Annotated in this window: 15 protein-coding genes; 1 reads left to right on the top strand and 14 read right to left on the bottom strand. The window is 52.4% G+C overall.

The annotated features are described in order from the left end of the window. Position 1 precedes the first annotated feature (1 nt). The 11 genes from fcl to ACTU3N_RS13425 all read right to left on the bottom strand — a co-directional run bounded on the left by fcl (position 2) and on the right by ACTU3N_RS13425 (position 11,064). Positions 2-967, bottom strand: a complete 966-nt coding sequence (gene fcl, locus ACTU3N_RS13475) for a GDP-L-fucose synthase (protein ID WP_443086645.1) — start codon at positions 965-967, stop codon at positions 2-4. 2 nt (positions 968-969) lie between these two features. Beyond that, positions 970-2,091, bottom strand: coding sequence for a GDP-mannose 4,6-dehydratase (gene gmd, locus ACTU3N_RS13470; RefSeq protein ID WP_443086644.1), 1,122 nt, complete (start codon positions 2,089-2,091; stop codon positions 970-972). 25 nt (positions 2,092-2,116) lie between these two features. Next, the gene (gene wcaF, locus ACTU3N_RS13465; protein ID WP_443086643.1) at positions 2,117-2,671 is read right to left on the bottom strand and encodes a colanic acid biosynthesis acetyltransferase WcaF; all 555 of its coding nucleotides are present in this window, start codon (positions 2,669-2,671) and stop codon (positions 2,117-2,119) included. 22 nt (positions 2,672-2,693) lie between these two features. Continuing rightward, on the bottom strand, positions 2,694-3,440 hold the full coding sequence (wcaE, locus tag ACTU3N_RS13460; protein ID WP_443086642.1) for a colanic acid biosynthesis glycosyltransferase WcaE: 747 nt from the start codon (positions 3,438-3,440) through the stop codon (positions 2,694-2,696). Positions 3,441-3,453: 13 nt separating this feature from the next. Further along, a complete protein-coding gene (gene wcaD / locus ACTU3N_RS13455; protein WP_443086641.1) occupies positions 3,454-4,674 on the bottom strand; it encodes a colanic acid polymerase WcaD in 1,221 nt (406 codons plus the stop codon). Then, a complete protein-coding gene (gene wcaC / locus ACTU3N_RS13450; protein WP_443086640.1) occupies positions 4,649-5,866 on the bottom strand; it encodes a colanic acid biosynthesis glycosyltransferase WcaC in 1,218 nt (405 codons plus the stop codon). The genes wcaD and wcaC overlap by 26 nt, the downstream gene beginning before the upstream one ends. After that, on the bottom strand, positions 5,863-6,354 hold the full coding sequence (gene wcaB, locus ACTU3N_RS13445; RefSeq protein WP_443086639.1) for a colanic acid biosynthesis acetyltransferase WcaB: 492 nt from the start codon (positions 6,352-6,354) through the stop codon (positions 5,863-5,865). Before wcaB ends, wcaC begins: the two co-directional genes overlap by 4 nt. Further along, entirely contained in the window at positions 6,354-7,199 is an 846-nt protein-coding gene (wcaA, locus tag ACTU3N_RS13440) for a colanic acid biosynthesis glycosyltransferase WcaA (RefSeq protein WP_443086638.1), read from the bottom strand. Before wcaA ends, wcaB begins: the two co-directional genes overlap by 1 nt. Positions 7,200-7,300: 101 nt before the next feature. Further along, complete coding sequence (gene wzc / locus ACTU3N_RS13435) at positions 7,301-9,469, bottom strand: tyrosine-protein kinase Wzc (RefSeq protein WP_443086637.1); 2,169 nt, start codon at positions 9,467-9,469, stop codon at positions 7,301-7,303. A gap of 2 nt (positions 9,470-9,471) precedes the next feature. Further along, positions 9,472-9,915, bottom strand: a complete 444-nt coding sequence (gene wzb / locus ACTU3N_RS13430) for a low molecular weight protein-tyrosine-phosphatase Wzb (protein ID WP_443086636.1) — start codon at positions 9,913-9,915, stop codon at positions 9,472-9,474. A 6-nt stretch (positions 9,916-9,921) separates the two neighbouring features. After that, on the bottom strand, positions 9,922-11,064 hold the full coding sequence (locus ACTU3N_RS13425; protein ID WP_443086635.1) for a polysaccharide export protein: 1,143 nt from the start codon (positions 11,062-11,064) through the stop codon (positions 9,922-9,924). 689 nt (positions 11,065-11,753) lie between these two features. Here ACTU3N_RS13425 and ACTU3N_RS13420 point away from each other — a divergent pair. Further along, positions 11,754-13,331 carry a TerC family protein gene (locus ACTU3N_RS13420; RefSeq protein WP_443086634.1) on the top strand — a complete coding sequence of 526 codons (1,578 nt, stop codon included), beginning with the start codon at positions 11,754-11,756 and terminating at the stop codon, positions 13,329-13,331. Positions 13,332-13,366: 35 nt separating this feature from the next. On the opposite strand, the gene asmA is transcribed toward ACTU3N_RS13420, so the two are convergent. The 3 genes from asmA to udk form a co-directional block, all read right to left on the bottom strand. Beyond that, positions 13,367-15,217 carry an outer membrane assembly protein AsmA gene (gene asmA, locus ACTU3N_RS13415; protein ID WP_443086633.1) on the bottom strand — a complete coding sequence of 617 codons (1,851 nt, stop codon included), beginning with the start codon at positions 15,215-15,217 and terminating at the stop codon, positions 13,367-13,369. 26 nt (positions 15,218-15,243) lie between these two features. Continuing rightward, entirely contained in the window at positions 15,244-15,825 is a 582-nt protein-coding gene (dcd, locus tag ACTU3N_RS13410) for a dCTP deaminase (protein ID WP_443086632.1), read from the bottom strand. Positions 15,826-15,895: 70 nt separating this feature from the next. Next, positions 15,896-16,537 (bottom strand): uridine kinase, encoded by a 642-nt coding sequence (gene udk / locus ACTU3N_RS13405; protein ID WP_443086631.1) that lies wholly within the window; start codon positions 16,535-16,537, stop codon positions 15,896-15,898. Positions 16,538-16,821 lie beyond the last annotated feature (284 nt).

Below are 16,821 nucleotides of genomic sequence, written 5' to 3'. Positions count from 1 at the left end.
ACTACCCCCGGAACCGGTGCTGGTTTTCAAGGAACCACTGGTAGGTGCTGGCAAGCCCTGCTTCCAGTGAGATCTCGTGATACCAGCCAAGCTGATGCAGACGCGTTACGTCGAGTAACTTACGCGGCGTACCGTCCGGTTTGCTGGCGTCAAACACCACGCGGCCTTTGTAGCCGGTCACGCTGGCGATGGTCTGCGCCAGCTCGCGGATAGTGCAGTCAATGCCGGTACCGACGTTGATATGCGACAGCATCGGTTCGGTATTTTCCTGCCACACTTCGCTTGCCAGCTCCTGAACATGGATGCTGGCTGCGGCCATATCATCCACATGCAGGAATTCGCGCATCGGCGTGCCGCTGCCCCACACCACCACATCCGGCGCATTTTCGGCAGTCGCTTCATGGAAACGACGCAGCAATGCCGGGATAACGTGTGAGTTGCTCGGGTGGAAATTGTCATGCGGGCCGTACAGATTCGTCGGCATCACCGAGCGATAATCACGCCCGTACTGACGGTTGTAAGACTCGCACAGCTTGATCCCGGCAATTTTGGCAATCGCGTAAGGTTCGTTAGTCGGCTCCAGCGTCCCCTGTAACAGTTCGCTTTCTGCCATCGGCTGTTTGGCCAGTTTCGGGTAGATACAGGACGAACCGAGGAACAACAGCTTGTTCACATCATGCTTATGCGCTGAGTGAATGATGTTGCTCTCAATCATCATATTTTCGTAGATGAAGTCCGCCGGGTAGGTATTGTTCGCCACAATACCGCCCACCTTCGCCGCCGCCAGATAGACCTGATCGATACGCTCTTTGGCAAAAAATGCGTCAACCGCAGCGCTATCAAGCAGATTCAGTTCTTCGCGGGTACGCAGCACCAGTTCAACGTCTGCACGTTGTTCAAGCTGCCTTACGATGGCTGACCCCACCATCCCGCGATGGCCAGCCACAAAAATACGTTGTTTGGTCATGCTCAGGACTCCAGCGCGATGGCAACCTCGTAACCGTTAGCCTTAAGCAGGGAGTATTTTTTCGCTGCTTCCAGATCCTTGGCCACCATTTCAGAAACCATTTCCTGCAAGGTGATTTCCGGCTTCCAGCCCAGTTTTTCGTGTGCTTTGCTCGGGTCGCCCAGCAGGGTTTCAACTTCAGCAGGACGGAAGTAACGCGGGTCAACTGCAATAATCACATCGCCCGGTTTTACGCCCGGCGCGTCGTGACCGGTAACGGAAACCACGATGCCCTTCTCATCCACGCCGGTGCCTTCAAAGCGCAGTTTGATACCCAGTTGCGCGGCGGCCATTTCCACAAACTGACGCACGGAGTACTGCACGCCGGTGGCGATAACGAAATCTTCTGGTTGCTCTTGTTGCAGCATCATCCACTGCATTTTTACGTAATCTTTGGCATGCCCCCAGTCACGCAGGGAGTCCATGTTGCCGAGATAGAGGCAGGATTCCAGGCCCTGAGCGATGTTGGCGATGGCGCGGGTGATTTTGCGGGTCACAAAGGTTTCGCCACGGCGCGGTGATTCGTGGTTAAACAGAATGCCGTTGCAGGCATACATGCCGTAGGATTCACGGTAGTTAACGGTAATCCAGTACGCATACAGTTTGGCGACAGCATACGGAGAACGCGGGTAGAACGGCGTCGTCTCTTTCTGCGGAATTTCCTGTACCAGGCCATACAGCTCAGAAGTGGACGCCTGGTAAAAACGCGTTTTCTTCTCAAGACCGAGGAAACGAATCGCTTCGAGCAGACGCAGCGTACCCATTGCATCCACATCGGCGGTGTATTCCGGGGATTCAAACGAAACGGCCACGTGGCTCATCGCGCCCAGGTTGTACACTTCATCCGGCTGCACTTCCTGCAAAATACGGGTCAGGTTAGACGTATCAGTCAGATCGCCGTAGTGCAGGTGAAATTTCGGGTCGCTGGTGTGCGGATCCTGGTAAATGTGATCCACACGCTCAGTGTTGAATGATGAGGCGCGGCGCTTGATGCCGTGAACTTCGTAACCCTTTTCCAGAAGCAGTTCTGCCAGATAAGAGCCATCTTGCCCGGTAACGCCGGTGATGAGAGCGACTTTAGACATAATTTATTTTCCTCAATATTCCCTGTTAGGGAGTTACCTTTTCAACGCGTTCGCGCGTCACCACTGCGGGATTGCCACGGCAAATCACATTTGCCGGTAGCGATTTAAAAACACTGCTGCGTGCGCCCACCACCGTTCCATCGCCGATGGTGACGCCCGGTGCAACAAACACATCCGTCGCCAGCCAGCATTTCTCGCCAATCACGATAGGCGTCGCGTTAATATCAAAATGCGCGCTCATATAATCGTGACTGCCGGTACACAGATAACATTTCTGTGAAACGACCGAATTTGCACCGATAGAAATATCACCCAGGGTGTATAACACGGCGTCATCTCCGACCCAGCTGTAATCGCCTAAGGTTAATTTCCACGGGTAGGTAATTTTCACCGAAGGGCGAATTACCACCCCTTTCCCAACCTTTGCGCCAAATAAGCGTAATAAAAAAGCACGCCAGCGATAAAGCACCTGCGGTGACCATGCAAATAATGTTGCCTGTACCGCCCACCACAGTTGAACCTTAATAGGGTGACCGCCCCGAAAGCCTTTCGGCACGGAGAAACCTTGTAAATCCTGCATATAATTTCCTTATATTTTAGCGTTATGCTTTGTTATATAAGGCTTTGGCTTTGCCTGTTGTGCGTAAACGCAGCATATAAGATAATTGCGCCCAAAAACCCGGCACGCGTAATATCATGCGCTGAACTTTGCGAGCATCCTGACATAATTCAAGATTATTCGAAGTGGATACGCCGCCCATAGAAAATTCAGACACCAACCCATTTAATTTTTTAAACGGGAAGCCTGCTTTATACATTCTGGCTGCTAACGCGTAATCGGAAGAGACTTTAAATTGCAGATCGTAGGGGTAAGTTTTCAGACCATTTACCGGGAAAAATATTGCCTGATGACTGGCCGGCAGGCTGTGATAAATATACCAACCGCTTTTCGCATTGCGACGAATTTTAGTGCCGTCGCCGAAATCCAGCATCGCGTCGCCAATATACATCGCTTTTTCTGTTTCCTGATCCAACTGGCGTACCACATCCACTATTTCAGGATGAAAAATATCGCCGGAATTAAGAAACAGCGCATAGCGGCCATTGGCGAGGTCGATGCCTTTATTCATCGCATCGTAAATGCCTTTATCGCGTTCGCTGAGGTAGCGCAAGTTGTACTGCCCATTGAGGTTTTTCAGAAATTCCTCAGTGCCATCCTGCGAGCCGCCATCAACCACAATCCATTCGAATTCGATATCCTGCGCTTTCGCCAGATGAGCCAGCGACTGCCAGGTTTTCACCACACCTTCATAATTTCGAAACGCGACAGTAATAACGCTAAGCAGCATGTGACCCACCTCTTTATGCCTTCGTTATATTCAGTGCTTTACGCAGAATAAACGGGCAAACAATTAAAAATGCATATTCAGGGCTAAAGATAGACCCTGTGAAAAACAACGATATCGGAGTAAAGAGGAAAAGTTGTACGCGATAATTCTGATTATTGCCGAAAGCATTCAGCATCATCTTGCCTACTTTGCCCAGATACCATCCGGTTAGTATTACTGCGAACCATGAAAAATAAATGATTAGCAGATACAACCCATTGTCTATTGTTTTCCCGACGTCTGCACCGTTAAAGATTCCGAATGATGCAACATATTCGTAAAGTGAGCCGAATCTTACTACCCCATCAATATTGGTCAGCGAATACCCAACCATCACCAGCGGACCGATAATACGATAATAAGAAGAGGAGCCTTCTGTTCCTAAATCACCGATACGCCCTGCGATATACGGGAAGGCAAATACTACCCCGACAATGAACACCGCCAGTGAAATAATTGCCAACGGTAACTTTTTCCGTATCGCTTCTTTATTGAGATATTGAAATGCCCATTCCAGCAGGTAAAACAGGATAAATGTCATTACCCCTGAAAACGATCCCGAAAGTACTATCCCTGCCAAAATCATAGCATCGGTCTTCGGGGTTTTGATACCAAACTGTTTGATGCTGAGCCAAATTGAGATTAACGCCAGAGCGAAGAATGCCGGTTCGAAATATAACGCAGTCGTACGCTTGCCGCCGAACTTGATAAAATTCAGCACGTAGCTGTTGCTGTAAATAAGATATTTCGAAATTGTCTCCATCAAACTGCTGCCGCCAGTAAGAATGATCTGAGCCATCTCCAGCGCCGCCAGCCCAACTACAACTGTCACCACAAGGTAAAAAAAGCGTAATATCTTGCGATAGTTATGCGGCGATATGGTTTTAAACCGAATGCTCCACACCATGCCGATAATGATGACGATATAAACAAACAACATCGTCGAGGTGACATATTTTCCCGCGTTCAGCGACTGACCAAAAAGATAGTTAAACAGCGTTAATCCCGCCCCCAGGCCCAGCGCAATCATTAACTTTTTCAGGTTAATTTTGTCGACATAAAGCAGTAGCATCAACGGCAAAAACGTCACGATAGTTATCGGGAAGCTTTCGCCCAGCGAGATGATTTTGACGTTGACCAGCAAATAGATCAGCGGTAGCAGCAGATAGCTACAGATTCTGATAGAACGAGACATATTCCTCCAGCATCTGTTGCCCACTGTAGGCCTGGCGGCTGCGCGCACGGAACGCTTCCAGGCTCTCGCCAAACACCGCTTGCGCGATGTCTGCTTTATGGCACTGCACCAGCGGCAGCACCTCCTGCTCGCTAAACGTTTTGCCGCCGGATTTTTGCAGCACTTCGCGCGCGGCATCGCTATGGGTGGCAATCACCGGCACGCCAATGGAAAGCGCCTCGCAAAGAATAAGCGGGTAATTATCCACCCGTGATGTGAACAGCAGCGCATCCAGCTCATTGAGTTCACTCATCAATTTTCGCTTATCCGTCAGAAAACCGTGGTTGACGACATTCGCGCCTTCAAAGGGAGAAAACTTGCCGAAGGTATGCAGCTCCACGCTATCGCCGAGCGCCATAATATCGCGCACCAGCTGCTGGTTGGTTTTGCCGTCGTAGCGTAAATCATGAGCAACCACGGCGATTTTCGGTTTGCCCTGCGTAACGGTTATCGGTGACAACTCAGCAAGAATGGCCTCTGTCGCCACATCGATACCATTATTGATAATGCGGCAGCGCCCGGCACCGTACAGGCTGTTAAACGCCTCGGCAACGTGCTGGCTTGGGGAGATAAACTGGCATCCCAGCGCCAGCATCTCTTTGAATAACTGACGTTTACTGCCTACCAGCGTATGTGCGCGATCCACTTTTACCGGCGGGTAGTTTGCCAGCGTCGGGCATTTTTTGCAGTTATCTTTCCAGCCCTCGCACCCGTCGGTAAAGGCGCAGCGCCCGGTCACGCTCCAGTGATCGTGTAACGTCCACACCAGCGTCACATCGGGTTTATGCGCCTTCACCTTCTGGCAAAAAGTCACCAGGCTATCCAGGTTAAGCCAGTAGCTGTGCATCACGTGAAAATGCAACACCACCGGCCCTTCGGTGCGGGTGACCGTGCGGTAAAGATTGTTAAGATTGCCAAAAACGTCGCGGTTAAACAGGCGGAACAGCGCCAGGTTGGCGATGGACGTCAGGCGCGGCGTCTGCTTATAAACCTGCGTGTAATCATCATGGCTGACGCTTTTTTTGCCGCCTTTACCGTAGCCATAAATAAAGCGCGAGCGCAGCCCTTTTTGCAGCGCGCGCTGATGCAAGTCCAGCGCCACGCCAGCGGCACCGCCTTCGGCGAGGCGAACGTTAAATTGTAAAATATTCATTTGATCACCTTCACGCGCGCTTTTTCACCCACCACCAGCGCGTTATCAGGCATGCTGTCCAGCACCACGCTGCCTGCGCCGATGGTGACATTATTACCGATGGTGATATTGCCAATGATGACGACGTTAGCGCCCAGCTCGACACCGTTACCAATGACCGGGCAGGCGAGGTCATCAGGCCCACGGTTGCCAATGGTGACGCCGTGACGGATGGTGAAATCATCGCCTGCCACGGTGAATTTATTGATGACCACGGCATAACCATGATGAATGGTGAAGCGGCGACCAATCGTTGCTGCCGCCTGGATTTCATAGCCAAACAGGCATTCTGTAACAAAGCGGTACAGCACCAGCACGGGTGCCGCCCAGATATTGTTCAGCACATTTTTTTTGCGCCAGACGGAGCAAAAATGAGCGATGCGGTATGCCGCGACCATGCAGCACGGGCGCAAACTCCAGTGATTCGCGCGAAAATCTTCCAGTAACATTATTTCCCCCGCAGACCGTCGGCCAGACGCTTACCGTTACGCAGAGAAAAGAGCGTCATCAACGTGCGCCAGTTCATGCGTTTGTTGCGGATTTGGTACAGGGTGAAAAGCTGATACTTTTTGCTCGCCCGGTCGAATTTATTCTTGTGCTTGCGATAGAAGTGGAAATAGCCGGAAAATTTCTTCGGCGAAGAAGTAATCTGCATTTCACCATGATTAATATGAAGAATTTGCGTCGCTTCGTCGATTTTCCACGGCTCGCCATACTCCTCCACCATGCGCAGGAAAATGTCGTAATCCTGTGCCGCTTTGAGCTGCGTATCGAACAGGCTCTCTTTAAAACGCCAGGCCCAGGTAAACACCTGGTTGCCGATAATATTGCGCTTGTAGAACAGCTTGCGTGAAAAAGGTGATTTCGGGTAGAGCGGTAAACTGGTCGGCTGGGCGTACACTTCGCCCTGGCAGACATAATCGTTGGCATAAAGAAAAGCGCGGGTATTCAGCTTGTCTTTGTTTGCCAGAAAAACCGTCAGCCGGTTCGGCGTCCATTCATCATCATCATCAATACCGGTGATGTAATGACCTTTGGCCTGCAAAATCGCCTGGTTACGCACCGCGCATGCGCCAGAGTTGAAAGCGTTACGCGTGTAGCTCACGCGCGGGTCGCCCAGTTCCTCAACAAATTGTTGCAACTGCTCATAAGAGGACGAGCAGTCGTCGACGATGATCATTTCCCAGTGCGGATAATCCTGGCGCAGCACCGATTTAATGGCGCGAACAGCCAGCTGCTGCCGGTTCCAGGTTGGCATATAAATTGAAATTAATGGATTTGCTGTTGTGCTCATAATGCGATCCCTATGCGTTCAACATGCCGCTTTTGCCCTCGCCCCGCCCTCTCCCGGTTAAAGGAGAGAGAGGAGCACGGAGGGTAGAGGTGAGGGTCTTGTTATTTCGAATCGGACTTGTATTCGTACTCGTAGTAACCGTAATCCTGGTAACCGGATGCGCGGCGGAAAATAGAGTTGAGGATCACGCCTTTCACCTCGATACCATTCTGTTCGAAACGGCTCAGGCTGGTCTGGATCTCCTTCAACGTGTTCACCGCGTAACGGGCCACCATCAGCGTGGTGCCTGCGTGGCGGCCAACGACCGCCGCATCCGTTACCGCAAGAATCGGTGGCGTATCAATAAGCACCAGGTCATAGCGGCTGCTCGCCCACTGGATAAGCTGCGTGAAGCGCTCGCTCATTAACAGTTCCGACGGGTTCGGCGGCACCTGACCGCGCGGCACGAGGTCAAAGTTGCTGATGGAAGTCGGTTTAGCGCTGTTTTCAATCGCGCCCTTCCCGGCCAGGATGTCCGATAAACCATTGACGTTATCCGTTCCCAGCAGTTCGTGGGTGTAACCTTTACGCATATCGCAGTCGATTAACAGCACGCGCTTATTGGTCTGGCTGATAACGGCGGCCAGGTTGGCACAAACAAATGTTTTACCGATAGAGGGGCTGACACCGGTCATCATCAACACATTGTTTTTCGCCTGCATCATGGCGAAATGTAAGCTGGTCCGCAGGCTGCGCACCGCTTCGATAGCCAGATCGGTCGGGTTACCCACTGCCAGCAGCTGGCTCTGTTTGTAGCGTTTGCTTCCTTTGACGGTTTTAACGGTGTCACGCTCTTTTTGCCACTCGGAGAGCGGAATGCTGGCATAAACGCTGATGCCATGCTCTTCGAGAACCTGCGGGCTTTCCACGCCACGGTTAAACAGTGAACGCAGCAACACGCCAACGACCGAAACAATCAGACCGAGAATAATGCTGCCCAGAACGATCAGGCTTTTTTTCGGTTTCAGCACGCCAGGCTGGGTAATTGCCGGGTCAACAATGCGTACATCGCCAACCGTGCTGGCCTCGGTTATCCGCAGCTCCTGCTGTTTATTAAGCAGCTGCATATAAACCTGCTGACCAGATTCAACATCACGCGTAAGACGCACAATTTCCTGCTGCGTTTTCGGCATCGCCGTCACGCGGTTATTCAGCTTCGCCTTTTCATTTTCCAGCGCCTGGCGTTTTTCCAGCAGCGTGCGGTACGCCGGGTGCACTTTGGTGTACAGCTTGGAGATTTCCGCTTCTTTAAAAGTCAGCTCGTTTAACTGGGCGTCAATATTGACCATTGAGTCGAGCACAGACTTCGCTTCCAGCGGCAGGTCGACGGAGTCTTTTTGCTGACGATAGGCGTTAAGTTTGTTCTCCGCCGCGTCCAGATTTTTGCGCACTTCCGGCAACTGGTTGGCGAGGAAGACAAGACTTTTCGCCGCTTCTGCTGATTTACGCTCGACATTCTGTTCGAGGTAATTACGCGTGATGCTATTAAGGATATCGCGGATCTGCTCGCGATCTTCACCGGTAAAGCTCAGGCTCAGTACGCCGGTATCTTTGCCCGTTTCCGTCACCGTCAGGTTGTTTTGCAGATTGTTTATCATCCCGAGCGTGGAGAATTTGGTGACGGTAAATTCACTGTCCGTGGACGCCTGAATAGCGCTCACCATCATGGTTACGCCATCTTTATTCAGCAGCTTGCCTACTTCGCCACGTGCTTCAAAACCGGCATCGCTGCTCAGTAAATACTGCTGCGGGCTGAGAACTTTAACGGTAAAAACTTGATCACCGGCACCTTTTGGCAGCGTAAATGTGGTGACCTTAACCGTCTCGTTTTGACGACCCATCAGACGATCCCAGCCGGAACCAAACAGCGGGAACGTATTTTTCGTTACCGAGATATCTAAATCGAGATCGTCAACGGTTTTGCCCAGCACCAAGCGGGAGCGGATAAGCTGAATCTCCGCTTCCGACGCCGGTGGCTTGTTCGATAAAGCGCTGTTGATGTCCTGCACCAGCGAGTTGCCGGTATTTTGTTCGATTTGTACCAGCGCATCGGCGCTATAGATAGGTGTGGCGAATAAACAGTAAATCACCGCGAAGAGGGCGAACACCGTCGTGATGCCCAGCACCCACCAGCGCGCTTCAATGACTGTGCCGACCAGGCGGCCAATATCGATTTCGTCATTGCCAACCGCCGGGGCGGCAGAATGAGAATGGTGTGTTTTCTCTGTCATTATTATCCCTGCTGAGCTTGCAATGTCTGCGCCCAACTGCGCGCAGACTGGTCAAGTAAGGTGTAAACGGCTTCAAAGGCTTCACGGCTTTTGCGATACGGATCGGGAATTTCCCGCTCGTTATCCCAGTGACCAAACAGCATCACCTTGCCTCGCATCTCCGGCGCAATTTCACACAGTTTGGCGATGTGGCGCTTCTCCATGACCAGAATCAGGTCGTATTCGCGGCACATTTGTCCGGAGATTTGCCGGGCGTTATGCCCGTCCAGAGAAAGTTGATAATCTGCGGCCACACTCGCGGCCACGCTATCCGCGCCACGCCCTACCAGCGCACCCAGACCTGCCGACGCGACGGTTATCGAGGGCAGGTATTTTTTCAACAGCCGCTCTGCCGTTGGGGAACGACAGATGTTCCCCACGCAAACCACCAGAATTTTGTTAAACATCGCGCATCACCAGTTATGTACGTCGCTCGCCGTATCGGTCATGTAGCGAAGGCCACTGATTGTCGGCAGCAACTGAGAGATGAGACGGTTCCAGCGCGCCACCGGTGCAGTCGTTACATACACCACGTCATACGGCTGGAGTCGGAAGTTCGTCGCCATCACCAACGAGGTGGCGTCAGACATATCGAGCTGGTAAATGTTCGCCATCTTACCGGTACGACCGCCCTGGTCGCCTTTAAGCGGACGGATAACAAACACACCGCTGGCGTTCGACGTAGTCAGGTCGATGCCTTCCGCCTGGCCCAGTGCTTCTGTCAGCGTCATACCGCTGAAGTCCATCTTGAGGGTGCTCTGTTTTTTCACTTCACCCATCACAAACACTTTCAGGTCATCATTGCGCGGTACGAAAAGGATGTCGCCTGGGTAGAGCAGACGGTTCTGGCTGAGATCGCCGTTTTGCATCAGCGCCTGCAAGGAGATGCGTTGCTCCTGCCCATTGTGTGTCAGCACCACGTTGCGCCAGTCGGCATTTTCCGTCAGGCCGCCTGCGGCATTGATGGCATCCAGCACGGTCAGCGGTACGTTGGTAATTGCCTGCTGGCCGGATTTGTTGACCTGGCCGGAAACATAGGCTTTTTGCGAGCGGAAGGCGGCGATATTAACGTCCACCTGCGGGTCAGCAATGTACGTCGCTAAACGGCCGGTAATATCACTACGAATTTCGCTAAGCGTTTTGCCGACAACATGAATGCGGCCAACATACGGGTAAAACATGGTGCCATCAGGCTGTACCCAGTTACCGGTGTCGCTGGAGCTGCGATACTGACCGGCAGGGGTGGTTAATTCAGGATGATCCCAGACCGTCACGTTCAGCACATCGCCAGGACCTACGCGGTACTGGTAGGCTGAGATTTCCTGGTCCAGTGACATATTCGGTTGGGCGATATTCGGACGCGGGCGGAGTTGTTCAATCAAGCGCGGCGTCAGGGGATAAACGTTCACCATCTGGTCTAAATCAAAGTCTGCATCCTGCTGTTTAATCACATCCTTTCCCAAGGTCGACATATTACTGCCGGGAAAAACTGTGCAGCCACTCATCAAGCTTATGGACACCAATAATGGCATCAATTTCGTTTTAGATTTCATCATTGATTAATTATCACTTTGGCAGAGTAATTATCCTGTGCGATTTAAATAAGCGCGCAAGCTGTACACAGATTCAGAATGCAGTTAATCGAAGCGAAATATAACTGGCATCAGTCCTAAAAAACGCGTATTCAACCCAGGTGCTTACAGAATAACCTGGTAGAAGTGTTGCATCTGCGCGCACGCTACCGCCATGGGCTTTTTGTTAGTAACCCATTTCATTGCCTTTAACGTATTGCCATACATCCCTTTTCCTCTTCTGCTTACTACATAGAGACGGTCAGAAAAAAATACTGCGGGTATAAGTTTTCGCATTGATGGACAATGCATAAAATAACATCGGTGGTATATTTGAATGATGCTGAAAGAATTGTTGCAGCTATGCGAATAGCAGGCAAGGTAACATCCAGAGTTAAACATCTTTTTAAGATTAATATTAAAGCCATATTTTTAAATTTTTAGGATTTTATGTATGTTGACAAATTAATCATATGCATATAGACATGCGATTAATCCTAAAAAATATTTTAACTGGCCTATTTAAACACCATAATAATATTGCGCCAGCAGACAATATATTTTCGGTCATATATGAAATAAGATAAATCGCAGGCTGGCATTGCATTTTGGCCCAGCTTTATCCATGATCTTGCTGTGACAATTATCAATTTACTTAAGGTATTACATTAACGATGGAATGGATTGCCGATCCATCAATCTGGGCCGGACTGGTCACGCTGGTCGTGATCGAGCTGGTTCTTGGGATTGATAACCTGGTTTTTATCGCAATTCTTGCGGAAAAACTTCCTCCGGCGCAGCGTGACCGCGCGCGCGTAACCGGCCTGATACTTGCTATGTTAATGCGCCTGCTGCTGCTGGCGTCAATTTCCTGGCTGGTCACCCTCACAACCCCTCTCTTTACCGTACGCGATTTAAGTTTCAGCGCAAGGGATCTGATAATGCTTATCGGCGGGCTGTTCTTGCTGTTTAAAGCGACGGTAGAGCTTAACGAGCGACTTGAGGGGAAAGACAGCGACAACCCAACGCAGCGCCGGGGGGCGAAGTTCTGGGCCGTGGTGACCCAGATTGTGGTGCTGGATGCCGTCTTCTCTCTCGACTCGGTGATAACCGCCGTCGGCATGGTTGATCACCTGGCGGTAATGATGGCCGCGGTGATTATTGCTATTTCGCTGATGCTTCTGGCAAGCAAATCCCTGACGCGTTTCGTCAACAGCCACCCGACCATCGTAATCCTGTGCTTAAGCTTCCTGCTGATGATCGGTTTTAGCCTGGTGGCCGAAGGCTTCGGGTTCCATATCCCGAAAGGCTATCTGTATGCCGCGATTGGCTTCTCGGTGATGATTGAAGCGCTGAACCAGCTGGCTATCTTTAACCGCCGCCGCTTCCTGTTCGCTAACCGTACCCTGCGCCAGAGCACCACCGAAGCGGTGATGCGCCTGCTTAGCGGGCGTAAAGAGGACGCGGATATGGATACCGATACGGCGTCGATGATGCGCAATGACGAAGCGGAGATTTTCAACCCGCAGGAGCGGCGCATGATTGAACGCGTGCTGAATCTTAACCAGCGCACGGTCAGCAGTATTATGACCTCACGCCATGATATTGAGCATATCGATTTGAGCGCGCCGGAAAGCGAGATCCGTGCCTTGCTGGATAGAAATCAACACACTCGCCTGGTCGTTACCGGGGGAGAGGATGAAGAAGATATGCTCGGCGTGGTGCATGTTATCGACCTGCTACAGCAGTCGCTGCACGGTGAACCTTTGGATCTGAAAGTGCTGGTACGCCAGCCGCTGGTGTTCCCGGAAACGCTGCCGCTGTTGCAGGCGCTGGAGCAGTTTCGTAACGCGCGCACCCACTTTGCCTTCGTGGTGGATGAGTTCGGTTCGGTCGAAGGGGTGGTCACCCTGAGCGACGTGATGGAAACCATCGCCGGTAATCTGCCCAATGAAGTGGAAGAGATAGACGCCCGCCACGACATTCAGAAAAACAGCGACGGTAGCTGGACAGCCAACGGCCATATGCCGCTGGAAGATCTGGTGCAGTATGTGCCGCTGCCGCTTGATGAGAAGCGCGAGTATCACACCATTGCCGGGCTGCTGATGGAGTATCTGCAGCGGGTGCCGAAGCCGGGCGAAGTGGTTCAGGTGGGTGATTTTCTGCTAAAAACGCTGGAAGTTGAGAGCCACCGCGTGCAAAAAGTGCAGGTCATCCCGCTACATAAAGAAGAGCTCAACTACGAAGTGTAAAAAAAGCCGGATGGCGCATCCCATCCGGCTTAGTATTACCTGTTCTCCAGCTGCTTTTTCAGTTCGTTGCCGCTCTGGCTATCCTGATTACGATCCGCCCACTCTTTCAGCCGACGTTTGGCTTCATCCTGAAGCTGCTTACGCAGTAGCTGATCAACCTGCAAATTGTATTTCAGTGATTGCCAGTTGCCGTAAACGCGCAGAGGGATCGGCGTCTTTTTCAGGAAATCGATTATCGGGCCATCCCCTTTCCAGCCCTCCAGCACACGAACGTTAAAGCGCGTATCCGCCGTCTCTTCCACCAGGTCCATCTTCCCGTCGCCGGTCAGCGCCAGCAGAGGCGATGCGCCTTGCATATCGCTGAAGGTCATCAGACCGTGATCCAGCGCCAGGTTCGCAGAGAAGCTTTCCAGACGCGTCGCGTTGTCGTAATTCTGCTGGATCTCAACATCACTGTTGCGCGCCACCGCCTGCTGAATAAGCTGCTGGAAGTTCAGCCCTTCCATACGGCTATTTTTCAGCTCGACATGCGCTTCGCCCTGCCATTGGTGGCGGAAGTTGTTGGCATCAATGCGCGGCCCGGAGAAATCCCCCGCCATTGTCAGATTACCCGTCAGGGCAATCGGGTAGTTGAAAGCGTTAAGAATATCGCCGATTTCAACGTTATCCAGCCGCGGCTGAAAGCGGGCGCTGGATGCGTCAGTGCGGACATCCAGGCTGCCGGGCAGTGAAACCAGCCCGCCGCCCAGTTTGCCCTCAAGCTGAGGGATAACCAGCATACCGGCGGTGTTATTAAGCTGACCGGTCACATCCATAAACTGCATACCGCGCCAGCGCACGTTTTTTGCCGTTATGCCAATCTGTGCGGTAAAGTCGCGCAGCCCGTTGAACTGTGTCACCGGCTCACCGTTAGCAATCACCGGCGGCGGCAAGCGGTTGACGGCCTGCCCCTGCTGGCCTGCTTCCGTGCTCGTCGCGGCGGTTTGCTGCGCGGGCAACAGATTATCAAGGTTGAGATTATCGGACTGCAGATCGAGCGCCCACACCGGCTGCTGGCCGAACGTCACGCTGCCTTTACCGTCCAGCACGCTGTCGTTTGCCGTCAGGTGAAGCGCGTTGAGCGTCAGACGCTGCCCGGAGCTTTGCCACTGCGCCTGCAGGCGCCCTTCCCCGCTGATACCCTGCGCGGTGATGTCACCGCCCTGCAATTGCCACTGCAAAGAGTCAATGATGGCGCTGAGATTGTGCGGGTAGTCGCGGGCATCGACCTGAGCGCTCAGTGAAAGCGCCAGCGCGCGCTGGTTGCGGGTGACGCGCCCGGAAAAATCAAGCGACGCCTGATGGTGCTCATCCTGTTCCATTTTCAGACGGATATCGCGCACCGTCACCTGGTCGTCGTTTTCATGCTGTATCACCAGCACGCTGTCTGCCACCCGCAGGCTGTGAATATCCCACGACCAGCCGCGATCTTCCTCTTCCTGCGGCAGCGAATTCTGACCGGGGCCTACCGGCGCATCTTTTTGCGCGACCGGCGCGCTTTGCGGCGTCAGCTGAATAACCGCGCCTTTGAGCATCACCTGTTTTACCCGTAGCTGATGCGAGAGCAGCGGCCACAGGTTGACATCCAGACGCATATTGTCGGCTTGCACCACCGGGGTTTGCGCCCCTGGCGCTATGAGCGTCATGCGCCCGGTGAGAATGCTCAGCTGCGGCCAGACGTGCCAGCGCAGCGGGCCGTCAAGCTGGAGCTGATAGCCGCTACGCGCCTCGACCTGGCGCACCATATAAGCACGAAAATCGTTGGGATTTACCAGCAGTACCAACGCCGAAAGGCCGGCAACCAGCACGACCAATAGTATCATCAGCGTGGTTAACACTCTTCTCATGGCATCCTCAGTGGGCGTCGGTCAACTCAGTCTTTATCAATACGGCTCGCTACCGCACCTTGCTGATCGCGGTACTTGGCATCTTCGCGGCGATTATAGGGGCGTTCTGCCGGGCCGGAGAGCGGCTCAAAGCTCAACGCGCCAATCAGCATGCCTGGGCGCAGCGCCAGCGGCAGTTTTCCTGAGTTGTAAAACTCCAGCACGATACAGCCTGACCAGCCCGGATCGATACGGTGCGCGGTAACGTGCACCATCAACCCAAGACGTGCCAGCGAAGAGCGGCCATCCAGCCAGCCCACCAGATCGGCAGGCAGGGTAACGGACTCATAGGTGACCGCCAGCGCGAGTTCGCCGGGATGCAGGTAAAACGCTTCGCCATCGGCCAGCACTATCTCATCGCTCATCACGCGATCGAGCGCGGCGCTGACTTCATGTTTTGGCCCGCTTAAATCGATAAAGGCAGCCGTATGCCCACTGAATGTGCGGAATTTGTTACCCAGACGAACATCCACTGTCGCGCCATTGATACGTTCAACCGGGGGGCGCGGGGTTATAGCAAGTCGGCCATCGTTAAGCCAGGCTTCGATATCACGGTCACAAAGACGCATGGCACATTCTCCTTTTAGTGCGACGCGCCCCTGACGTCTCATCAGGGGCGAAAACTACAGCCTATCATTATTATTCAAAAAATTGGCTGATTTTGGCTTTCAGAATATCAATAGCAATACGGTTTTTGCCGCCGCGGGGAACAATGATGTCTGCATACTGCTTGGAAGGCTCAATAAATTGCAGGAACATCGGACGCACGGTTTTCTGATACTGGGCCATCACGGAGTCCATAGAACGACCACGCTCATTCACGTCGCGCTTGATGCGGCGCATCAGGCAAATATCCAGCGGTGTATCAACGAAAATCGAAAAGTTCATCTCTCCGCGCAGGCGAGAATCGGTCAGCAGCAGGATCCCTTCCAGAATGATGACTTTTTTTGGTTCGATATGAATGGTTTCCTGCGTACGGGTATGCTCAACGTAGCTGTACACCGGCAGTTCAATGGCTTCGCCGCGCTTAAGCGACTGTAAATGCTGAAATAACAGACTGTGATCCATCGCGCTTGGATGGTCATAGTTGGTTTTCACACGTTCTTCCATCGACAGATGGGTTTGATCTTTATAGTAGCTGTCTTCTGGAATAACACCGATGTGTTCATCACCAACCTGCTCGCGTAGCTCGCGATAGAGCGTACTGGCGATAAGACTTTTACCTGAAGCCGATGCGCCGGCGATGCCGATAATGACGCATTGATGGGACTTATCAGTCATAAATTTAGCGACCTGATTAACCTGGATGTAAAGGAAGGAAGACGCCCTGGCGTCAAACGCGGCAATTATAGGGATTTCACCGTCCCGATACCAGTCGAATACATACGAGAAGCAGATGATTAACGCAGCGGATGCAGCAGGCTTAAGTAATTAATAACACTATCGTGTCAAATTATGCGCGCCCGGCATAGGAATTGTAAAATGTTTGTACTAGCATGATCCAAAATTCAAAACATTCGTTCGGACCCGAATCCGGACGCCACGGGCTTCGCGGATCGGTGGCA

It is taken from the genome of Vagococcus sp. WN89Y, assembly GCF_052220145.1.
In the GTDB taxonomy this organism is placed as follows: Bacteria; Pseudomonadota; Gammaproteobacteria; order Enterobacterales; family Enterobacteriaceae; genus Kosakonia.
The sequence above is the reverse complement of the archived record's forward strand: the minus strand, read 5'-3'. Positions and strand labels throughout refer to the sequence as shown.

What these genes read in the sequence shown, in the direction of transcription:
- ACTU3N_RS13425 (WP_443086635.1), bottom strand. Translation starts at nt 11,064, where the DNA reads ATGATGAAATCTAAAACGAAATTGATGCCATTATTGGTGTCCATAAGC.
- wcaC (WP_443086640.1), bottom strand. Translation starts at nt 5,866, where the DNA reads ATGAATATTTTACAATTTAACGTTCGCCTCGCCGAAGGCGGTGCCGCT.
- wcaE (WP_443086642.1), bottom strand. Translation starts at nt 3,440, where the DNA reads ATGCTGCTTAGCGTTATTACTGTCGCGTTTCGAAATTATGAAGGTGTG.
- udk (WP_443086631.1), bottom strand. Translation starts at nt 16,537, where the DNA reads ATGACTGATAAGTCCCATCAATGCGTCATTATCGGCATCGCCGGCGCA.
- wcaB (WP_443086639.1), bottom strand. Translation starts at nt 6,354, where the DNA reads ATGTTACTGGAAGATTTTCGCGCGAATCACTGGAGTTTGCGCCCGTGC.
- wcaA (WP_443086638.1), bottom strand. Translation starts at nt 7,199, where the DNA reads ATGAGCACAACAGCAAATCCATTAATTTCAATTTATATGCCAACCTGG.
- wcaD (WP_443086641.1), bottom strand. Translation starts at nt 4,674, where the DNA reads ATGTCTCGTTCTATCAGAATCTGTAGCTATCTGCTGCTACCGCTGATC.
- wcaF (WP_443086643.1), bottom strand. Translation starts at nt 2,671, where the DNA reads ATGCAGGATTTACAAGGTTTCTCCGTGCCGAAAGGCTTTCGGGGCGGT.
- fcl (WP_443086645.1), bottom strand. Translation starts at nt 967, where the DNA reads ATGACCAAACAACGTATTTTTGTGGCTGGCCATCGCGGGATGGTGGGG.
- gmd (WP_443086644.1), bottom strand. Translation starts at nt 2,091, where the DNA reads ATGTCTAAAGTCGCTCTCATCACCGGCGTTACCGGGCAAGATGGCTCT.
- dcd (WP_443086632.1), bottom strand. Translation starts at nt 15,825, where the DNA reads ATGCGTCTTTGTGACCGTGATATCGAAGCCTGGCTTAACGATGGCCGA.
- wzc (WP_443086637.1), bottom strand. Translation starts at nt 9,469, where the DNA reads ATGACAGAGAAAACACACCATTCTCATTCTGCCGCCCCGGCGGTTGGC.
- asmA (WP_443086633.1), bottom strand. Translation starts at nt 15,217, where the DNA reads ATGAGAAGAGTGTTAACCACGCTGATGATACTATTGGTCGTGCTGGTT.
- wzb (WP_443086636.1), bottom strand. Translation starts at nt 9,915, where the DNA reads ATGTTTAACAAAATTCTGGTGGTTTGCGTGGGGAACATCTGTCGTTCC.
- ACTU3N_RS13420 (WP_443086634.1), top strand. Translation starts at nt 11,754, where the DNA reads ATGGAATGGATTGCCGATCCATCAATCTGGGCCGGACTGGTCACGCTG.